This window comes from Streptomyces luteolus, assembly GCF_029968015.1.
GTDB classification, from domain to species: domain Bacteria; phylum Actinomycetota; class Actinomycetes; order Streptomycetales; family Streptomycetaceae; genus Streptomyces; species Streptomyces luteolus.
On record NZ_JASCIS010000035.1, the window covers coordinates 1 to 20831 of the forward strand.

Here is a 20831-nt window from a genome sequence, read left to right on the forward strand (position 1 = left end):
TAAATTTGATGAAGACGCTGGTCCCTGAACTTCGGTTCGGGGACCAGCGTCTTTTTGTTTTGCGTCACCTCGTGTTCACGTTGGGCCACCAACATCCCCAGGTATGGGGACAGTTGGAATGCTCAAGGCCGCCGGCGTCGGACTCGGTGACGAGGTCATCGTGCCTGCGTACGGGAACGCCGACGTGGCCGAAGCGGTCGTCCAGGCCGGAGGGCTGCCGGTGTTCGCGGACATCGACCCGGAGACGTACTGCCTGGACGCAGCGGCAGTTGAAGCCGTAGCCACGGCCCGGACAGCTGCCGTGATCGTCGTTCATCGCTTCGGACGCCCCGCGGACATGGGGCAGTTGGGCGAAGTCGGGCGCCGGCGCGGGCTGCTCGTCCTCGAACAGGGCGAGAGCAGCGAGTCGTACGGTGAAGTGACGCGGAGGCAGGCGCACGCCAAGTACCTCGACGGGCGGCTCACCGGAGTGCGGACACCCGAGCCGACGCGTGGGCACACGTATCAGGAGTACGTCGTGCGCGTGCCCGGGAATGGGCGGCCCGATCGGGACGCCTTCGCACGGGCCATAAGGGGCAAGGGAGTTGACTGCCGGGTTCCGGTGAAGACGCCCGTGCACCGGCTGCCGGAGTTCCGGCGGGATGTCGTACTGCCCGAAACCGAGCGGGCCGCCGACGAGACGCTCGCTCTGCCCATTCAGGGAAGCATGACGCGGCGCGAACTCCAGCGGCTCGTGTCCGCGTGCAATGCGCTCGGAGGACTGCTGCAGCCCGCGTTCTGAGCGTGATGTGCCGGTGCGTGCCGGTGCGTGCCGGTGGTTCGAGGCATCCTTTGAAACGGGGTATGATCTATTCCGTTGCCGCGCGGGAGACCGCGAGGACAACAGGCCCCTATAGCTCAGTCGGTAGAGCGTCTCCATGGTAAGGAGAAGGTCTGCGGTTCGATTCCGCATGGGGGCTCCGACACAGAAGGCCCCGCCCGTTGATTCGGGCGGGGCCTTTTCGCGTTGTACGCGTTGTACGGGGGCAGTTGAGTTCCCCCCGGGTTCAGTCCTGGTGGGGTTCCGGGACGCGCATCGCGAGGATCGCCATGTCGTCCGACGGGGCGTCCGAGGCGAAGCGTTCGACGGCGCGCATGATGCGGGCAGCGACGGCGCCGGCGGTCAGGCCCGTGCACGTGGTGAGGACGTCGGCGAGGCCGTCGTCGCCCAGCATGCGCGTGCCCTCCCGGCGCTCCGTGACGCCGTCCGTGACGCAGAGCAGGACGTCGCCCGGGTCGAGCGTCGTCGTCTGCTCGTACAGCTCCAGGTCGTCCATGACGCCGAGGAGCGGCTGGGGTTCCGCGTACGGCTCGACCGTGCCGTCCTGGCGGAGGCGGAGCGGGAGCGGATGGCCGGCGCAGACGATCTTGAGGATCGCGGAGCCGTCCTCCTGCGGCCACAACTCGCCGTAGAGCAGCGTCAGGAAGCGGCTGCGGGCGCCCTCGTCGAGGATCGCGGCGTTGAGGCGCTCCAGGACCGCCGGGCCGCCGAAGCCCTCGCGGGCCAGGAGTCGGAGTGCGTGGCGGGCCAGGCCGGTGACGGCGGCGGCCTCCGGGCCCGTACCGCAGACGTCGCCGATGGCGAAGCCGTACGCGCCGTCGCGGATGGGGAACAGGTCGTAGAAGTCGCCGCCGACCTCGTTGCCCTCGCCGGCCGCGCGGTAGATGACCTCGACCTCGACGCCGGGGACCTCGGGGAGCTCCGGCGGCAGGAGGCTGCGCTGGAGGGACTGGCTGATGGCCATGCGCTCCGAGTACAGGCGGGCGTTGTCGAGGGCGAGGGCGGCGCGGCGGGAGAGGTCCTCGGCGAGTTCGAGGATCTCCTGGCGGAAGTGCTCCTCGGTGGGCTTGCCGAGCGTGAGCATGCCGATGACGCGGTTGCGGGCGACCAGGGGCAGGACGACGGTCTCGCCGCCGACCGCGGCCGCTGTGGCGAGCGACGTGCCGATACCCATGCCGAGCTGGGGTGTCTCGCCCAGGCCGAGGGTGCGCATGGAGGAGCGCAGGGCGGCCTGGTGCGCGGCGTCGGCGGGGGCGCTCCACACGCGGGCGCCCGGCGTCGGGACGGGGTCGGGCGGGGCGATGCGGGAGAGCAGGGCCTTGAGGCCGTCGATGCGCTCCTCGTCCTCGTGCAGGACGTACGAGAGATACGGCTCGGAGGACTGGTCGGCGATCGTGTAGACCGCGCACCAGGTGGCGAGGGTGGGGACCGTCATCTGGGCCATGAGCGCCAGGGTCTGGTCGCGGTCGAGGGTGCCGGCCAGCAGGTCGGAGGCCTCGACGAGGAAGGAGAGCGAGCCTCTGCGGAGCCGCTCCAGCTCGCCGAGGCGGGCCGACTCGACGGCGAGAGCGATGCGGTCGGCGGCGAACTGGAGGCGCAGCGCCTCTTCGTTGGAGTACCGGCCGGGGTTCTCCGCGGCGACGCCGAGGGAGCCGGTGAGGCGGCCCTCGACCTTCAGCGGGACCGTGACGACGGAGCGCATTCCGGTGCCGTTGAGGAGCGGGGAGGCGCCGGGGACGACGGCGAGGTCCTCGTGCACGGAGGGCATCCGGGCGGATCCGTACCGTCCCGTTCCGGCTTCGACGGGGACGCGGGCGAAGCGCTGGCGGGCGGAGGGCAGGCCGGTGGAGGCGCGGACCTCCAGCTCCGTCTCGTCGTCGGTGGCGAGGAGCAGGAAGGCGGCGTCGCCGTCGAGCATGTCGCGGGCGCGTTCGACGGTGCGCTGGAGGAGGCCGTCGAGGTCGTCGGGCGGAGGGGAGCCGATGAACGCGTCGAAGGGGTCGGCGCCGGCCTGGCCGTCGGGGACGGAGGCGGCGTCGGGTGCGGGGCCTCGCAACGGGGTCTGCAGGACGGCGCGTTCGTGGTCGCGGACGAGGAGGCAGACCGTGGAGGGCTCGCCGTCGGTGTCGCGTACGCGGAGGTGGGAGGCGTAGACCGGGATGACGCGGCCGTCGGCGCCGCGGATGCCGTAACTGCCTTCCCAGCGGGAGAGTTGGAGGGCCTCGGCGATGCCGGTGCCGGTGCCGGGGGTGTGCGGCCAGGCGGCGAGGTCGGTCAGCGGCTTGCCGTTGACTTTCTCCGCCGGGTACCCGAAGAGTGTCTCGGCGTCCTCGTTCCAGGCGGAGACGTTGCCGGTGCGGTCGATCTGGACCACGGCCACGCGGACCCGGGTGTCGGCGAGCGGCAGGAGGTCGGTGGCGATCTCGGGGCCTGCCGTGCGGGTGCCCACCATGCGTTCCGGGAGGTCGAGTTGGAACCAGACCTGCTTGTGGGTGGAGGTGTAGTCCACGCCCCAGCGGGCGGCGAGCGCCGCGCAGAGTTGCAGGCCGCGGCCGCCTTCGCGGTCGGGGCTGCCCATGGTGTGCACGGACTGCTGGAGCGGGATCTCGCGTTCCGGGTAGCGGTCGGCGACCTCGATGCGTACCGCGTCGTCGGAGCGCAGGCACAGGACGTCGGCCGCGGTGCCGGCGTGCACGACGGCGTTGGTGACGAGCTCGCTGGTGAGGACGACCGCGTCGTCGACGATGTCGCCGTGGCCCCAGCCCTGAAGGGTGTCGCGGACGAACGTCCTGGCGGATGCCACGGACCGTCCGACGGGGTCGAAGGTGGCAGCCGCCCGCGCGGTGATCACACTGCTCCTAGTTCGAGTGTCGACGCCGAGATCTCCCATGCCCATGCTGCGGCCGCCCCTCCGATGCGCGTCTGCCCGCCGTTGTGCCTTCCGCCGCCCAGGCCGGGCGTACCGGGGTGGTTGGACAGCCGGATGCCAGGTTACTTACCTTCGCGGTCCATGCGGATGCCGGTCGACAGTGTTTCCGCCCGGAGGGTGCGGGGACGCTGTGCAAAGCTGCCGAACTGTTATGGCCTGGTTCGGGCATGGTGAAACACTGGGCAGGCTCCGAATGAAGGCGGAGTGCCCAAGCAAGTGGTCGACCCCTGCGGGAGGGACACAGTGGAGTCTGGCGCGGCGGCGCGTGGCACTGGCACGCGCGCAAAAGGCGGCCCGTCCCGAAGCAAACAGCGAAGTGGGACCACCGCGGTCGACACCGCGGCTCTGAACCGGCTGCTCACGGCGCTCGTCGCGATGCGTGACGGCAATTTCCGGAAGCGTCTGACCGTCTCCAACGACGGTGTGATGGCCGAGATCGCGGCCGTGTTCAACGAGGTCGCGGACCGCAATCTGCACCTGACCGGTGAGCTGGCGCGGGTGCGGCGCGTGGTGGGGCGTGAGGGAAAGCTCACGGAGCGCCTGGAGCACGGTGCCGGCGAGGGCTCGTGGGTGGCGGCGATCGACGCGTCCAACGCGCTGGTGGACGATCTCGTACGTCCGGTCTCCGAGGTCGGCCGGGTGCTCTCCGCGGTCGCGGAGGGTGACCTGGAGCAGCGTATGGAGCTGAAGGCGCCCGCTCCCGACGGCGTGGCCCAGCATCCGCTGCGGGGTGAGTTCCTGAAGGTCGGCCGTACGGTCAACAACCTGGTCGACCAGCTGTCGCGGTTCACCGACGAGGTGACGCGGGTGGCCAGCGAGGTCGGTACGGAGGGCAAGCTGGGCGGTCAGGCCCGGGTGCGCGGTATGTCCGGTTCGTGGAAGGACCTCACGGATTCGGTCAACACCATGGCGTACCGGCTCACCGCGCAGGTACGTGACATTGCTCTCGTCACGACGGCCGTGGCCAAGGGTGATCTGTCACGCAAGGTGACCGTTCATGTCGCGGGCGAGATGCTCGAGCTGAAGAACACCGTGAACACGATGGTGGACCAGCTGTCGTCGTTCTCGTCCGAGGTGACCCGGGTCGCGCGCGAGGTCGGTACCGAGGGTGAGCTGGGCGGCCAGGCGAAGGTGCCGGGCGTGGCCGGTGTGTGGAAGGACCTCACCGATTCGGTGAACCTGATGGCCGGCAACCTCACGGCGCAGGTGCGCGGCATCGCGCAGGTGACGACGGCGGTGGCGAGCGGTGATCTGTCGCAGAAGGTGACGGTCAACGCACGCGGCGAGGTGGCCCAACTCGCCGAAACGATCAACCAGATGACGGAGACGCTGCGCACGTTCGCCGACGAGGTGACCCGCGTGGCGAACGAGGTCGGCGCCGACGGCCAGCTCGGCGGTCAGGCCAATGTGCCGGGCGCGGCGGGCACGTGGAAGGACCTCACCGACTCGGTGAACACGGTCTTCCGGAACCTGACGACGCAGGTGCGGGACATCGCGACGGTGACGACGGCGGTGGCCAACGGTGACCTGTCGCAGAAGGTCACCGTCGATGTCGCGGGCGAGATGCTGGAGTTGAAGAACACCGTCAACACGATGGTGGACCAGCTGTCGGCCTTCGGTTCCGAAGTCACGCGGGTGGCACGGGAGATCGGTGTCGAGGGTGAGCTGGGCGGCCAGGCGCAGGTGGTCGGCGCGGCCGGTACGTGGAAGGACCTGACGGACTCGGTCAACACGGCCTTCCGCAACCTCACGGGCCAGGTGCGCAACATCGCCCAGGTGACGACGGCGGTGGCCAACGGTGACCTGTCGCAGAAGGTCACCGTGGACGTGTCCGGCGAGATGCTCCAGCTGAAGAACACCGTGAACACGATGGTGGACCAGCTGTCGAGCTTCGCCGACCAGGTGACCCGGATGGCCCGTGACGTGGGTACGGAGGGCCGCCTCGGCGGTCAGGCGCGCGTGGACGGCGTCAGCGGTACGTGGAAGGAACTGACCGACTCCGTCAACTTCATGGCGGGGAACCTGACGTCACAGGTGCGGCAGATCGCGCAGGTCACGACGGCGGTGGCGCGGGGTGACCTGTCGCAGAAGATCGACGTGGACGCGCGCGGCGAGATCCTGGAGCTGAAGAACACCATCAACACGATGGTCGACCAGCTCTCCGCGTTCGCGGACCAGGTGACCCGGGTGGCCCGCGAGGTGGGCACGGAGGGCCGCCTCGGCGGTCAGGCGCAGGTGCCCGGTGTGGCCGGTGTGTGGCGGGACCTGACGGATTCCGTGAACGGCATGGCGGGCAACCTCACGGGTCAGGTGCGCAACATCGCGCAGGTGGCGACGGCGGTGGCGCGGGGTGACCTGTCGCAGAAGATCGACGTGGACGCGCGCGGCGAGATCCTGGAGCTGAAGAACACCCTCAACACGATGGTGGACCAGCTGTCGGCCTTCGCCGAGCAGGTGACGCGGGTGGCCCGCGAGGTGGGTACGGACGGCATCCTCGGCGGCCAGGCCGAGGTGCAGGGCGTGGCGGGTACGTGGAAGGACCTCACGCAGTCCGTGAACGGCATGGCGAACAACCTGACCAGTCAGGTGCGGAACATCGCCGAGGTCACGACGGCGGTCGCCAACGGTGACCTGTCGAAGAAGATCACCGTCGACGCGAAGGGCGAGATCCTCGAACTCGTCACGACGGTGAACACGATGGTGGACCAGCTCTCGTCGTTCGCCGAGCAGGTGACGCGGGTCGCCCGAGAGGTGGGCACGGAAGGCCAGTTGGGCGGTCAGGCGCGGGTGCCGGGTGTCATCGGCATCTGGAAGGACCTGAGCGACAACGTGAACCTGATGGCCAACAACCTGACCAGTCAGGTGCGGAACATCTCCCAGGTCGCCACGGCGGTCGCCAACGGTGACCTGACGAAGAAGGTCACGGTGGAGGCGCGCGGCGAGGTCGCGCAGCTCGCGGACACGGTCAACATCATGGTGACGACGCTGAGTTCGTTCGCCGACGAGGTGACCCGAGTCGCCCGCGAGGTGGGCACCGACGGCATCCTGGGCGGTCAGGCGCGGGTGCCGGGCGTCGCCGGTACGTGGAAGGACCTCACCGAGTCGGTGAACTCGATGGCGTCCAACCTGACGGGTCAGGTGCGCAACATCGCGATGGTCACGACGGCCATCGCCAAGGGTGACCTGACGAAGAAGATCGACATCGACGCACGCGGCGAGATCCTGGAACTGAAGACGACCATCAACACGATGGTCGACCAGCTGTCGTCGTTCGCCGAGCAGGTGACCCGGGTGGCCCGAGAGGTGGGCACCGAGGGCCAGTTGGGCGGTCAGGCGCGGGTGCGCGACGTGGACGGCACGTGGCGCGACCTGACGGAGTCCGTGAACGAGATGGCCGGGAACCTGACCCGGCAGGTGCGCGCGATCGCGGCGGTCGCGACGGCGGTGACCCGCGGCGACCTGAACCTGAAGATCGACGTGGACGCCTCGGGCGAGATCCAGGTGCTGCAGGACAACATCAACACGATGATCGCCAACCTGCGCGACACCACGATCGCGAACAAGGAGCAGGACTGGCTCAAGGGCAACCTGGCCCGTATCTCCGGTCTCATGCAGGGCCGCCGTGATCTGGAGGACGTCGCGGGCCTGATCATGAGCGAGCTGACGCCGGTGGTGTCGGCGCAGCACGGCGCGTTCTTCGTGGCCACGCCCACGGACGACGGCGCCGACCTGGCGGTCGAGGACGACGACGAGGCGTACGAGCTGCGGATGATGGGCAGTTACGGCTACTCGATGGGCTCGATGCCGACGTCGTTCAAGCCCGGCGAGACGCTGATCGGTACGGCCGCCACGGAGCGGCGCACCATCCTGGTGGAGAACGCCCCGTCCGGCTACCTGAAGATCGCCTCCGGTCTGGGGGACGCGCCGCCGGCCCAGGTGATCGTGCTGCCGGTGCTGTTCGAGGCCAAGGTGCTCGGCGTGATCGAGCTGGCGTCGTTCCAGCCGTTCACGCAGATCCAGCGGGACTTCCTGAGCCAGATCGCCGAGATGATCGCGACGTCGGTGAACACCATCTCCGTCAATACGAAGACGGAGGTGCTGCTCAAGCAGTCGCAGGAGCTGACCGAGCAACTGCGGGAGCGCTCGGCCGAGTTGGAGAACCGGCAGAAGGCGCTGCAGGCCTCCAACGCGGAGCTGGAGGAGAAGGCCGAGCTGCTCGCCCAGCAGAACCGCGACATCGAGGTGAAGAACACCGAGATCGAGGAGGCGCGGCAGGTCCTGGAGGAGCGCGCCGAGCAGCTGGCGATCTCGATGCGCTACAAGTCGGAGTTCCTGGCGAACATGTCGCACGAGCTGCGCACGCCGCTGAACTCGCTGCTGATCCTCGCCAAGCTGCTCGCGGACAACGCGGAGGGCAACCTCTCGCCGAAGCAGGTGGAGTTCGCGGAGACGATTCACGGGGCGGGTTCGGACCTGCTGCAGTTGATCAACGACATCCTGGACCTGTCGAAGGTCGAGGCGGGCAAGATGGACGTCTCGCCGACGCGGATCGCCCTCGTACAGCTGGTGGATTATGTGGAGGCGACGTTCCGGCCGCTGACGGCGGAGAAGGGACTCGACTTCTCCGTACGGGTCTCGCCGGAGCTGCCCGCGACGCTGAACACGGACGAGCAGCGGCTGCTCCAGGTGCTGCGGAACCTCCTGGCGAACGCGGTGAAGTTCACCGAGAGCGGTGCGGTCGAGCTGGTGATCCGGCCAGCCAACTCCGATGTGCCGGACGGCATTCGGGAGCAGCTCCTTGAGGCGGGCTCGCTGCGCGAGGCGGGCGCGGACCTGATCGCGTTCTCGGTCACCGACACCGGGATCGGCATCGCGGGCAGCAAGATGCGCGTGATCTTCGAGGCGTTCAAGCAGGCGGACGGCACGACGAGCCGCAAGTACGGCGGTACGGGCCTCGGCCTGTCGATCAGCCGGGAGATCGCGCGGCTGCTCGGCGGCGAGATCCACGCGGCGAGCGAGCCGGGCCGTGGTTCGACGTTCACGCTGTACCTGCCGCTGCATCCGAGCGAGCTGCCGCCGCAGGGCTACTCGCAGCTGCCGCCGGTCCTGCCGGCCGGGATGGCGATGACGGCGGCGCTGCCCGCGGTGCCGGAGGACGAGGCTCCGGCGGAGCAGGAGAGCGCGCCCGAGCCGTCGGTGGAGCCGCAGGCGGCGCCCACGGCGAACTCCGGGACGCTGTTCCGGCGGCGCAGGCGCAGCGTGCAGGCCCCGGAGCAGCGCCCGGCACTGCCCGGCCAGCCGGCCCCCGCGCCCTCCGCCGCACCGTCCCCGGCGGCCGCCGCACCGCAGTCGGCGCCCGAGCAGTGGCCCGCGGACGAGCCGGAGGAGAACGCGCGCCCGACGTTCCACTTCGGCGGCGAGAAGGTCCTGATCGTCGACGACGACATCCGCAACGTGTTCGCGCTGACGAGCGTCCTCGAGCAGTACGGCCTGTCGGTGCTGTACGCGGAGAACGGCCGGGAAGGCATCGAGGTCCTGGAGCAGCACGACGACACGACGCTGGTCCTGATGGACATCATGATGCCGGAGATGGACGGCTACGCGACGACGACGGCGATCCGCAGGATGCCGCAGTTCGCCGGGCTGCCGATCATCGCGCTCACCGCGAAGGCGATGAAGGGCGACCGGGAGAAGGCCATCCAGTCCGGTGCGTCCGACTACGTCACGAAGCCGGTCGACCCGGATCATCTTCTTTCGGTCATGGAGCGGTGGATGAGCGGAGAGTGATACGTCATGACGTATTCGCGGACAGACCAGGCGTAGTCGCTGACTGAACGTGGCCGATTCCGTGTAAGGCTGCGGGGATCGGGGAACTTTCCCGGTTCCCGCGCCGTTTCTGCTACGGGCACAGTGACATCGCGGTGACAGGGTGTGGCGACGAGTGGGGTGCAGTTACCATGACCGGCACAAGGACGGGCGGCGAGACGGAGTCGTCCCCTGGGGCGGCGACCGGTGCTCAGCCGGGACGAGGAGGACGGGCCATGGTGCAGAAGGCCAAGATCCTCCTGGTCGATGACCGGCCGGAGAATCTGCTTGCGCTGGAGGCCATCCTCTCCGCGCTCGATCAGACGCTGGTGCGGGCATCGTCCGGGGAGGAAGCGCTCAAGGCACTGCTCACGGACGACTTCGCGGTCATCCTGCTGGACGTTCAGATGCCGGGCATGGACGGCTTCGAGACCGCCGCGCACATCAAGCGGCGCGAGCGGACCCGGGACATCCCGATCATCTTCCTCACGGCCATCAACCACGGCCCCCACCACACCTTCCGCGGATACGCGGCGGGCGCGGTGGACTACATCTCGAAGCCCTTCGACCCGTGGGTGCTGCGCGCCAAGGTCTCGGTGTTCGTCGAGCTGTACATGAAGAACTGCCAACTCCGCGAGCAGGCCGCCCTGCTGCGCCTCCAGCTGGAGGGCGGCGGCAGGACGGCCGTCGGCGAGGCGCAGGAGTCCACCGGGCTCCTCGCCGAGCTCTCCGCCCGCCTCGCCGCGGTCGAGGAGCAGGCGGAGGCGCTCTCCAAGCAGCTCGACGACGACTCGGCGGACGCCGCCGCCGTCGCCACCGCCGCCCACCTGGAGCGCAAACTGACCGGCCTGCGCAGGGCACTTGACGCCCTGGAGCCCGGCACCGACAGCGGTGCGCCCACGCTGCCCACGCAGAACTGACGGAAGCGGACCGGCCGCTGAGCAGGTGTCAGTTGCCGGACCCCGCAAGGGCGACACGAACGGGTGAAGCGGTGGGCACACGTGTCCGCCGTGGCCCGCGCAGGTAACCTCACCCTCATGGCCTCACGTCCGTCCGCAGCCAAGAAGGCGTCGCCCGCGAAGAAGGCGGCCGCCCCCAAGAAGGCTCCGGCTAAGAAGGCCGTGGCGAAGAAGGCGCCCGCGAAGAAGGCTCCCGCCAAGAAGGCTGCGGCGAAGAAGCCCGCACCGAAGCCGGCCCCCAACCCCACCGGCGGCGTGTACAAGTTCGCGCGCGCCTGCTGGCTCGGCCTCGCCCACGCCGTCGGAGCGATGTTCCGCGGCATAGGGCGCGGAGCGAAGGGACTCGACCCGGCCCACCGCAAGGACGGGCTGGCGCTGCTGCTGCTCGGCCTCGCCCTGATCTGCGCGGCCGGCACCTGGTCGAACCTGCGCGGCCCCGTCGGTGACCTCGTCGAGATGCTCGTCACCGGCTCCTTCGGCCGGCTCGACCTGCTCGTACCGCTGCTGCTCGGCGCCATCGCCGTACGCCTCATCCGCCACCCCGAGAAGCCCGACGCCAACGGGCGGATCGTCATCGGCCTGTCCGCGCTCGTCATCGGCGTGCTCGGGCAGGTTCACATGGCCTGCGGGTCGCCGGGGCGCGGCGAGGGCATCGAGGCCATACGGGACGCGGGCGGGCTGATCGGCTGGGGCGTCTCCCGGCCGCTGGCCTTCGCGATGGGTGAGGTCCTCGCCGTACCGCTGCTCGTGCTGCTCACCGTCTTCGGCCTGCTCGTCGTCACCGCGACGCCCGTGAACGCCATTCCGCAGCGGCTGCGCCAGCTCGGCGAGACGCTCGGCATCGTCCAACCCGAGGCCGCCGCCGAGCAGTTCACCGAGGACGACGCGCGCTACGAAGAGCAGTGGCGCGAGTCCCTGCCCGCCAAGTCGAAGCGCCGCGGCCGCCAGAGCCCGCCGGACGCGTACGACCCCGACCACGCCGAGGAAGAGGCGCTCAGCAAGCGCGGCCGCCGGCCCCGACGCCCCAGCGCGCAGCCCGACTTCGACCAGCCGATGGACGCCGTGGACGTGGCCGCCGCTGCCGCCGCCGCACTCGACGGCGCGGTCCTGCACGGCATGCCGCCCTCGCCGCTCGTCGCCGACCTCACCCAGGGCGTCTCACCCGCCGAACGCCCCGAGGAGACCACGCCGACGCCGGTCCCGACGGCCCGCGGCGCCGGGCAGAAGCCGGCCCGGCGCCGGCCGCCCGAAGAGCACGACAGCGGCGAGCGCTCCGTCCCCGACCTCACCAAGGCCGCCCCGGACGCGCCCCGCGATCTGCCGCCGCGCGCCGAGCAGTTGCAGCTCTCCGGCGACATCACGTACGCGCTGCCCTCCCTCGACCTGCTGACCCGCGGCGGCCCCGGCAAGTCCCGCAGCGCCGCCAACGACGCGGTGGTGGAGTCGCTGTCGACCGTCTTCACCGAGTTCAAGGTCGACGCGGCCGTCACCGGCTTCACCCGCGGCCCGACCGTCACGCGGTACGAGGTCGAACTCGGCCCCGCCGTGAAGGTCGAGAAGATCACGGCCCTGACCAAGAACATCGCGTACGCCGTGGCTTCGCCGGACGTGCGGATCATCAGCCCCATCCCGGGCAAGTCCGCCGTCGGCATCGAGATCCCCAACACCGACCGCGAGATGGTCAACCTCGGGGACGTGCTGCGCCTCGCCGACGCCGCCGAGGACGACCACCCGATGCTGGTCGCGCTCGGCAAGGACGTCGAGGGCGGCTACGTCATGGCGAACATGGCGAAGATGCCGCACATCCTCGTCGCCGGCGCCACCGGCTCCGGAAAGTCCTCCTGCATCAACTGCCTGATCACCTCGATCATGGTGCGCGCGACGCCCGAGGACGTCCGGATGGTCCTGGTCGACCCCAAGCGCGTGGAACTCACCGCGTACGAGGGCATCCCGCACCTGATCACCCCGATCATCACCAACCCGAAGCGCGCCGCCGAGGCACTGCAGTGGGTCGTACGGGAGATGGATCTGCGCTACGACGACCTCGCGGCGTACGGCTTCCGGCACATCGACGACTTCAACGAGGCCGTCCGCAACGGCAAGGTGCAGGCACCCGAGGGCAGTGAGCGCGAGCTGCAGCCGTACCCGTACCTCCTGGTGATCGTGGACGAGCTCGCCGACCTGATGATGGTGGCGCCGCGGGACGTCGAGGACGCGATCGTGCGGATCACGCAGCTCGCGCGGGCCGCCGGCATCCACCTGGTGCTCGCCACCCAGCGGCCCTCCGTCGACGTCGTCACCGGACTGATCAAGGCCAACGTGCCGTCCCGCCTCGCCTTCGCCACCTCCTCGCTCGCCGACAGCCGCGTCATCCTCGACCAGCCCGGCGCCGAGAAGCTGATCGGCAAGGGCGACGGACTGTTCCTGCCGATGGGGGCGAACAAGCCGACGCGGATGCAGGGCGCCTTCGTCACCGAAGCCGAAGTCGCCGCGGTCGTGCAGCACTGCAAGGATCAGATGGCGCCGGTCTTCCGCGAGGACGTCACCGTCGGCACCAAGCAGAAGAAGGAGATCGACGAGGACATCGGCGACGACCTCGACCTGCTCTGCCAGGCCGCCGAGCTGGTCGTCTCCACCCAGTTCGGATCGACCTCGATGCTGCAGCGCAAGCTCCGCGTGGGCTTCGCCAAGGCGGGCCGGCTCATGGACCTCATGGAGTCGCGCAACATCGTCGGGCCCAGCGAGGGATCCAAGGCTCGTGACGTTCTTGTGAAGCCTGACGAACTGGATGGAGTGCTCGCCGTGATCCGCGGGGAGGCTCAACCGTAGGAACCCGTCAGCCGAGACTCCACCGAAAGGATTCGGCAGGCAACCGTTTCCCTTTCCCGTACGTCAAGTTGGAAAGAGTCGGAAGGGGAGACGGAAGGATGCCTCACCGGCGGTTCGCCACTGGTGAGACCGGCCATGGCTATCGCGTACGAATGGCGTACAAACTGCATCCGCCCGCTTGCCTCACCCTTTCGTACCCCCCCTAGACTGAACGTCCAGCAGGTGGCTGCACGCTCGAAAGGCGCCCTCGTGTCCATCGGCAACTCTCCTGAAGAAGTCGGCAACTCTCCCGAAGAAGACCGTCCTTCGATCCACGAAGACGACCGGCCTTCGGTCGGCCGTGCCCTCCAGCAGGCGAGAATCGACTCGGGCCGCACCGTCGAAGAAGTCAGCGCGGCCACGCGGGTGCGCGTCCCGATCGTGCACGCCATCGAGCAGGAGGACTTCTCCCGCTGCGGCGGCGATGTGTACGCGCGCGGCCACATCCGCACCCTCGCACGCGCCGTGGGCGTCGACCCCGAACCGCTGGTCGCGCAGTACGACGCCGAGCACGGCGGCCGGCCCGCTCCCACGCCCGCCGCACCGCTCTTCGAGGCCGAGCGCATCCGGGCCGAACCGCGGCGGCCCAACTGGACCGCGGCCATGGTCGCCGCCATCGTCGCGGTGATCGGCTTCGTCGGCTTCACGCTGTTCAACGGCGGCGGCGACGGCCAGGGTTCGAAGAACCCGGTCGCCGAGGGCTCCCCGACGAGCGGCGACACCGAGTCGAAGCCCGCCCCCAACAAGCCCGACCCCAAGCCCGACCCGACGGACAGCGCCATCGCGGGCGCCCCGAAGGACAAGGTCACCGTGATGGTCAGCGCCACCGAGGGCCGCAGCTGGATCTCGGCGAAGGACCACAACGGCGCGATCATGTTCGACGGCCTCCTGGAGGAGGGGCAGTCCAAGTCCTTCACGGACAAGCAGAAGATCGACCTCGTGCTCGGTGACGCGGGAGCCATCAAGCTCTTCGTCAACGGCAAGGAGGTCAAGGACGAGTTCAAGCCCGGCCAGGTCGAGCGCCTGTCGTACACCCGCGGCGACAACGGCGGAGCGCCCGAGGTCGGCTGACCCCGGACGCCGCCGCGAGGCCCGGTTCCCTTCGGGGAGCCGGGTCTCGGGCTTGCCGCGGGGCCTCTCGCAGCCCGTCCCGGCCCCCTCGCGTACCGCCGGGAACCTCGCGGCAGGGCGGCCGGTGGGGACGAAGTACGCTTGACCCCATGCCCGAACGCCGTACCGTCGCTCTCGTCACTCTTGGCTGCGCCCGTAACGAGGTGGACTCGGAGGAGCTCGCAGGCCGCTTGGAGGCGGACGGCTGGCAACTCGTCGAGGAAGCCGCGGACGCGGATGTCGCCGTCGTCAACACCTGCGGATTCGTCGATGCCGCGAAGAAGGACTCCGTCGACGCCCTGCTCGAAGCCAATGACCTCAAGGATCACGGCAGGACCCAGGCCGTCGTGGCCGTGGGCTGCATGGCCGAGCGGTACGGCAAGGAGCTCGCCGACGCCCTGCCCGAGGCCGACGGCGTGCTCGGCTTCGACGACTACACCGACATCTCCGGCCGCCTGAACACCATCCTCAGCGGCGGCAACGTGGAGGCGCACGCCCCGCGCGACCGCCGCAAGCTGCTGCCCCTCAGTCCCGTCGAGCGCCAGTCCGGCGCCGATGGCGTGGCGCTGCCCGGGCACGCGCAGGCGCCGGAGAACGAGCCCGCCGACCTGCCGGAAGGACTGGCTCCGGCGTCCGGGCCGCGGGCCCCGCTGCGCCGCCGCATGGGCAGCTCGCCGGTGGCCTCGGTGAAGCTCGCCTCCGGCTGCGACCGCCGCTGCTCGTTCTGCGCGATCCCGTCCTTCCGCGGCTCGTTCATCTCGCGCCGCCCCAGCGATGTACTCAACGAGACGCGCTGGCTCGCCGAGCAGGGCGTCAAGGAGGTCATGCTGGTCTCCGAGAACAACACCTCGTACGGCAAGGACCTCGGGGACATCCGGCTGCTGGAGTCGCTGCTTCCCGAGCTCGCCGAGGTCGACGGGATCGAGCGCGTGCGCGTCAGCTACCTCCAGCCCGCCGAGATGCGCCCCGGCCTCATCGACGTGCTGACGTCGACCCCGAAGGTCGCGCCCTACTTCGACCTGTCCTTCCAGCACTCCGCGCCCGGCGTGCTGCGCGCGATGCGGCGCTTCGGCGACACCGACCGGTTCCTGGAGCTGCTCGACCAGATCCGCGGCAAGGCCCCGCAGGCCGGTGCCCGGTCCAACTTCATCGTGGGCTTCCCCGGCGAGACCGAGGAGGACGTGGCCGAGCTGGAGCGCTTCCTTAACGGGGCCCGCCTGGACGCGATCGGCGTCTTCGGGTACTCCGACGAGGACGGCACCGAGGCCGCCACGTACGAGAACAAGCTGGACGAGGACGTCGTCGCCGAACGCCTCGCGCGGGTCTCGCGGCTGGCCGAGGAGCTGACCGCGCAGCGGGCCGACGAGCGCGTCGGGGAGACGCTGAGCGTCCTGGTGGAGTCCCTTGACGGCGAGGACGGCGCCTTCGGCCGGGCCGCGCACCAGGCCCCCGAGACCGACGGCCAGGTGGTCTTCGCCGACGGTGCGGGCTTGACTGCCGGTCGTATGGTCGAGGCGAAGGTGGTCGGAACTCTGGGTGTCGACCTGGTGGTGGAGCGGGTTTCTGAGGAGGCGGGCAGATGACCGGAGTCCCGGCATCGGCGGCGGGTGGCACCGGCCGGCAGCCGGCACCCGGCGGCAAGCTGGGCACTGCGGCCGTCAATCAGGCCAGCCTGTGGAACATCGCGAACATCCTGACGATGGTGCGGCTCGTGCTCGTGCCGGTCTTCGTCGCGCTGATGCTCGCCGAGGGCGGGTACGACCCGGCCTGGCGCGCGCTCGCCTGGGCCGCGTTCGCCATCGCCATGATCACCGACGTCTTCGACGGGCACCTGGCGCGTACGTACAACCTCGTCACCGACTTCGGGAAGATCGCCGACCCGATCGCGGACAAGGCGATCATGGGCGCCGCACTGATCTGTCTCTCCGCGCTGGGCGATCTGCCGTGGTGGGTGACCGGAGTGATCCTCGGCCGGGAACTGGGCATCACGCTGCTGCGCTTCTGGGTGATCCGCTACGGCGTGATTCCGGCCAGTCGCGGCGGCAAGCTGAAGACGCTCTCACAGGGCATCGCGGTCGGGATGTACGTCCTCGCGCTGACCGGGCCGCTCGCGACGCTGCGGTTCTGGGTGATGGCCCTCGCGGTCGTCCTGACCGTGGCCACCGGCCTCGACTACATCCGGCAGGCGATCGTCCTCCGACGCCAGGGACAGGCCGCCGAGGAGCACACGGCGTGACCGAATCCAGGGCGGCCGAGGTGCTCGGGCTGCTCGCCCGGCGCGGCCGGACCCTGGCCGTCGCCGAGTCCCTGACCGGCGGACTTGTCGCCGCCGAGCTCACTTCCGTGCCGGGTGCCTCGGCTTCGTTCCGCGGTTCCGTGACGGCGTACGCGACGGAACTCAAGCAGCGGGTGCTCGGGGTCGACGGAACCCTGCTGGCCGAGCGCGGGGCGGTCGATCCCGACGTGGCCCGGCAGATGGCGCGGGGGGTGCGCGAGGCGCTCGGCGCGGACTGGGGGATCGCCACCACCGGGGTCGCCGGCCCCCGGCCGCAGGACGGAAAGCCCGTCGGAACGGTGTACGTCGCGGTGATCGGTCCCGGCCACCGGGACGGAGACGTACCCGGCAAAGTCGTCGCGCTGCGGTTGAACGGCGATCGTTCGGAAATCCGTAGAGAGAGTGTACGGAGCGTGCTCGACCTGCTCGCAGACGAACTCATCGCGAACGAGCGGGCACAGGATACGGAACAGAACGGGGGGAATTGATGTTTGCAGCCCTGAGTGAACACGACATCGCTCCCCGCACGGCCGTCGCGCAAGGCGGTACGGTGGGGCGTGAAGGATGCGGCTACGCGGTCCGAGGAGGGAGCCACCGATGATTCTGCTCCGTCGCCTGCTGGGTGACGTGCTGCGTCGGCAGCGCCAGCGCCAGGGCCGTACTCTGCGCGAAGTCTCCTCGTCCGCCCGAGTCTCGCTCGGCTATCTCTCCGAGGTGGAGCGGGGGCAGAAGGAGGCTTCCTCCGAGCTGCTCTCCGCGATCTGCGACGCGCTTGACGTACGGATGTCCGAGCTCATGCGGGAAGTGAGCGATGAGCTCTCGCTCGCCGAGCTGGCCGAGTCGGCTGCCGCGGGCGAGTCCGCGCCGGTCCGCGAACCGGTGCCCGCTGTGTCTGCCGGAGTGCGTCCCATGCTCAATTCGGTGTCCGTGACGGGTGTGCCACCCGAGCGCGTGACGATCAAGGCACCCGCGGAAGCTGTGGATGTCGTAGCGGCCTGAGGGTGACCCAGGGCTGGGGCTGCTGGCCTCAGCGCCGTGAACTCCTGTCTTCTTCGAAGGCCCCGACCGGATCTGTCCGGTCGGGGCCTTCGTCGTGCTGGTGGGGAGGTCGTGCTCGGTGGGGGAGCTGTGCTCGGTGGAGGAGTCTCAAGTCTCGGTATTCGCTTCGAAGTGCCCGGGTTTGGGGCTCTGTGGGATGGTTGAGGGAGAGGGGGACGGTCGCCTGCCACCGAGTGCCATCGATTCCTCTGGAAGGACACGCATGTACGTCGTGAAGAGCCCGTTGTCCGACGCCGACCTGAAGACGGTCGGCGAAGCCTTGCAGGGCGCCCTGGTCGACCTGGTGGATCTGTCACTGGTTGCCAAGCAGGTGCACTGGAATGTCGTCGGCCCCCGGTTCCGCTCCGTACACCTGCAGCTCGACGAGGTCGTCGACACCGCGCGGCTGCACTCCGACACCGTCGCGGAGCGGGCGGCCACGCTCGGGGTCTCGCCTGACGGCAGGTCGGCGACGGTGGCGCGGAGCAGCGGGATCGGTGACGTGCCGGACGGCTGGGTCAAGGACTCGGACGCCGTGCAGACGCTCGTGGACGCGCTCGGTGCGGTGATCGGGCGGATGCGGGAGCGGGTCGACGCGACCGGTGAGGCCGACCCCGTCAGCCAGGACATCTTCATCGGCGTCACGGCCGACCTGGAGAAGCATCACTGGATGTTCCAGGCGGAGAACAGGTGAGGTCGAGGGGGCGGGTTCCCAGGGGGCCTTGGGTGCCCCGGGAACCCGCCCCCTGGTCGCCGGGTCGGGTCCGGGTGGTCCGGGTCGGTCGCTGGTCGCGGGGCTGGGTGGTCCGGGTCGGTTGCTGGTCGCGGGGCTGGGTGGGCCGGGTCGGTCGCTGAACGCCGTTGCTCTTGTGGGGGGTTGCTGTGCTTCTGATGCTTCTGATGTCTCCTGCGCGCCGTCCCGTCGAGTGATCGCGCGGCGGGTACGGCATCGGCCGGAGGAGGCTGCCATGACGTGTCTCGGGCGGGAAGCGGGAGCGAGGTCGCTGCGCGGTGCGTTCCTCGTCGCCGTGGCCCTGGTGCTCGGGGCGGCGTGGTGGTGGGCCGCCCTGCGGCTCGTGCTCGCGCCGGGCCGGACGGGAGTCGTGGAGGGCGCGGTCTTTGCCGGCGGGTGGGGGCTGAGCGTGCTGCCGGTGCACTCCGTGCCCTTCACGCGCGCGGTGAGCGCGCGCCGGCGGGCGCGGCAGGAAGCCGCACGCTGGCGGGGGGAGGCTGTGCGCTGGCGCGCCGGGGCGGGGCGGCTGCGCGGCGACGTCACGCGGGCGGTCACCAGGGCATGGCGACGCCGCCGTTCGGGCGGAGGATCTGGCCCGTCGTGAACGCCGCCGCGTCCGAGGCCAGATGCAGCACCGCGTGCGCCACGTCCTCGGGCGTTCCGACCCGGCCGAGCGGGGACATCCGGGACATCAGCGCCTCGGTGTGCACCTGCTCCTCGTCGTTGTTGTGCCGCTCGGTCATGGGCGTACGGATCCAGCCCGGCGCCACGGCGTTGACGCGGATGCCGTGCCGGCCGACCTCGGTGGCCAGGGTCTTGGTGAGCTGGACGACCGCGGCTTTGGCGGCGCCGTAGCAGAGGAGTCCGGGGCCGCCCGTGTCGACGGCGCCCGAGGCCATCGTGACGATCGAGCCGGGGCGGCCCGCGTCGATCATGGCTCGGGCCGCCGCCTGGCACGCGTACAGAACGCCCTTGAAGTTGATGGCCAGGACGCGGTCCAGGTCCGCGTCCGTGGTCTCCAGGACGGGGCTGCTGTGCATGATTCCGGCCACGGCCGCCAGCACGTCCAGGCCGTCCTCCTGCTGCGCGGTCCTGATCGCCGTCTCCACCTGCGCGCGGTCGGAGACGTCGAGCGTGTGCGTACGGGCCGTGCCGCCCGCGTTTTTGATGGCGGCGGCCGTCGCGTGCAGGCCTTGGGCGTCGCGGTCCGCGCAGTGCACGACGGCGCCCGCTTCGGCGAGCAGTACGGCGCTCGCGCGTCCGATCCCGCTCGCGGCCCCGGTGACGAACGCGGTACGGCCGGTCAGGTCCTGGGCGGTGCGCACGGAGGTCGGCATGGTCGGACGGTAGGGATTATCTGATGGAGCGTCAATTGCCAGGGTGGGGCTTCGTGTTGGGGGTGTGCTCCGGGGTGGGGCCCTGTTGGCAGGTGGGGCACCAGTAGGTGACGCGGTCGCGGTTGTTGCTCTCGCCGCCCTGCTCGGCCGAGCGCACCGGGGTGCCGCAGCGCAGGCAGGGGCGCGGCGCGCGGCCGTACACATAGAGGCGCTGGTCACGGCGGCCCGTGGTGGAGCGGTCGGGGCGGTCGAGGTTGGCCTCCAGGAGCCGCTTCGCCGCGGCGACCAGGCGTACGGGGACGTCCTCGGGCAGTTCGCCGACCGGGAGCCAGGGGGTGGCGCGGGCCAGGAAGCAGAGCTCCGATTTGTAGACATTGCCGATGCCGGCGAGGTTGCGCTGGTCGAGCAGGGCGTCACCGAGGGGGCGGGCGGGGTCGGCGAGCAGGTTGCGCACGGCCTGGTCCGGATCCCAGTCGGGGCCGAGCAGGTCGGGGCCCAGGTGTCCGACCACGCGGTTCTCGTCGGCCGTGCGCAGCAGTTCCAGTACGGGGAGCCGGTACCCGACGGCCGTGTGGTGGTCGTTGCCGAGGATGGCGCGGATCTGGTGGGTGGGGCCGCCGCGCCAGCGCTCGCCCGGTGCGTACACCTTCCACGAGCCGTCCATCCGCAGGTGCGAGTGCAGGGTGAGGCCGCCCTCGATGCGGGTCAGCAGGTGCTTGCCGCGCGGGGTGACGTCCAGGACCTCGCGGCCGGTGAGGTCCGCGGTGGCGTATTTGGGGACGCGCAGGTCGGAGCGGGTGAGGACCTCGCCGGCCAGTGCGCTGTGCAGTCGGCGGGCCGCCTGGTGGACCGTGTCTCCTTCGGGCATGTCGTCATCATCCAGGGATGGGGCGGTGGCTGGCCGTCGGCGGGTGGTGGGTGTCCGTCGGTGGGTGGCGGGTGGCGGGTGGTATCGGG

The 20831-nt window shown here is 70.2% G+C and carries 14 protein-coding genes and 1 tRNA gene; 12 read left to right on the forward strand and 3 right to left on the reverse strand.

The genetic code is table 11. From position 1 onward, the window contains the following. Positions 1–103: 103 nt before the first annotated feature. A complete protein-coding gene (locus tag QIT00_RS27790; RefSeq protein WP_282538164.1) occupies positions 104–781 on the forward strand; it encodes a DegT/DnrJ/EryC1/StrS family aminotransferase in 678 nt (225 codons plus the stop codon). Between the two features lie 105 nt (positions 782–886). Further along, positions 887–959: transfer RNA gene (locus tag QIT00_RS27795), tRNA-Thr, on the forward strand. 87 nt (positions 960–1046) lie between these two features. On the opposite strand, the gene QIT00_RS27800 is transcribed toward QIT00_RS27795, so the two are convergent. Then, the gene (locus QIT00_RS27800; RefSeq protein ID WP_282538165.1) at positions 1047–3716 is read right to left on the reverse strand and encodes a SpoIIE family protein phosphatase; all 2670 of its coding nucleotides are present in this window, start codon (positions 3714–3716) and stop codon (positions 1047–1049) included. A 276-nt stretch (positions 3717–3992) separates the two neighbouring features. Here QIT00_RS27800 and QIT00_RS27805 point away from each other — a divergent pair, with 276 nt between their 5' ends. The 10 genes from QIT00_RS27805 to QIT00_RS27850 all read left to right on the forward strand — a co-directional run bounded on the left by QIT00_RS27805 (position 3993) and on the right by QIT00_RS27850 (position 19141). Continuing rightward, a complete protein-coding gene (locus QIT00_RS27805) occupies positions 3993–9536 on the forward strand; it encodes a HAMP domain-containing protein (RefSeq protein ID WP_282538166.1) in 5544 nt (1847 codons plus the stop codon). 254 nt (positions 9537–9790) lie between these two features. Beyond that, entirely contained in the window at positions 9791–10474 is a 684-nt protein-coding gene (locus QIT00_RS27810; protein WP_282538167.1) for a response regulator, read from the forward strand. Between the two features lie 117 nt (positions 10475–10591). Continuing rightward, positions 10592–13342: a DNA translocase FtsK gene (locus QIT00_RS27815; RefSeq protein WP_282538168.1), complete on the forward strand. Its 2751-nt coding sequence runs from the start codon at positions 10592–10594 to the stop codon at positions 13340–13342. A gap of 249 nt (positions 13343–13591) precedes the next feature. Then, positions 13592–14452: a helix-turn-helix domain-containing protein gene (locus QIT00_RS27820; RefSeq protein WP_408909866.1), complete on the forward strand. Its 861-nt coding sequence runs from the start codon at positions 13592–13594 to the stop codon at positions 14450–14452. A 149-nt stretch (positions 14453–14601) separates the two neighbouring features. After that, positions 14602–16074, forward strand: coding sequence for a 30S ribosomal protein S12 methylthiotransferase RimO (gene rimO, locus QIT00_RS27825; RefSeq protein WP_282538169.1), 1473 nt, complete (start codon positions 14602–14604; stop codon positions 16072–16074). Further along, on the forward strand, positions 16071–16727 hold the full coding sequence (gene pgsA / locus QIT00_RS27830; RefSeq protein WP_282538170.1) for a CDP-diacylglycerol--glycerol-3-phosphate 3-phosphatidyltransferase: 657 nt from the start codon (positions 16071–16073) through the stop codon (positions 16725–16727). Before rimO ends, pgsA begins: the two co-directional genes overlap by 4 nt. Continuing rightward, complete coding sequence (locus QIT00_RS27835) at positions 16724–17254, forward strand: CinA family protein (RefSeq protein WP_282538171.1); 531 nt, start codon at positions 16724–16726, stop codon at positions 17252–17254. Before pgsA ends, QIT00_RS27835 begins: the two co-directional genes overlap by 4 nt. A gap of 109 nt (positions 17255–17363) precedes the next feature. Then, the gene (locus QIT00_RS27840; protein ID WP_282538172.1) at positions 17364–17765 is read left to right on the forward strand and encodes a helix-turn-helix domain-containing protein; all 402 of its coding nucleotides are present in this window, start codon (positions 17364–17366) and stop codon (positions 17763–17765) included. Between the two features lie 262 nt (positions 17766–18027). Beyond that, a complete protein-coding gene (locus tag QIT00_RS27845) occupies positions 18028–18498 on the forward strand; it encodes a Dps family protein (protein ID WP_282538173.1) in 471 nt (156 codons plus the stop codon). A 274-nt stretch (positions 18499–18772) separates the two neighbouring features. Beyond that, entirely contained in the window at positions 18773–19141 is a 369-nt protein-coding gene (locus tag QIT00_RS27850) for a hypothetical protein (RefSeq protein ID WP_282538174.1), read from the forward strand. Here the strand turns inward: QIT00_RS27850 and QIT00_RS27855 are convergent. Beyond that, positions 19089–19874, reverse strand: coding sequence for an SDR family NAD(P)-dependent oxidoreductase (locus QIT00_RS27855; RefSeq protein WP_282538175.1), 786 nt, complete (start codon positions 19872–19874; stop codon positions 19089–19091). The genes QIT00_RS27850 and QIT00_RS27855 overlap by 53 nt on opposite strands. Before the next feature lie 31 nt (positions 19875–19905). Next, positions 19906–20742: an Fpg/Nei family DNA glycosylase gene (locus QIT00_RS27860; protein ID WP_282538176.1), complete on the reverse strand. Its 837-nt coding sequence runs from the start codon at positions 20740–20742 to the stop codon at positions 19906–19908. Between the last annotated feature and the right edge of the window lie 89 nt (positions 20743–20831).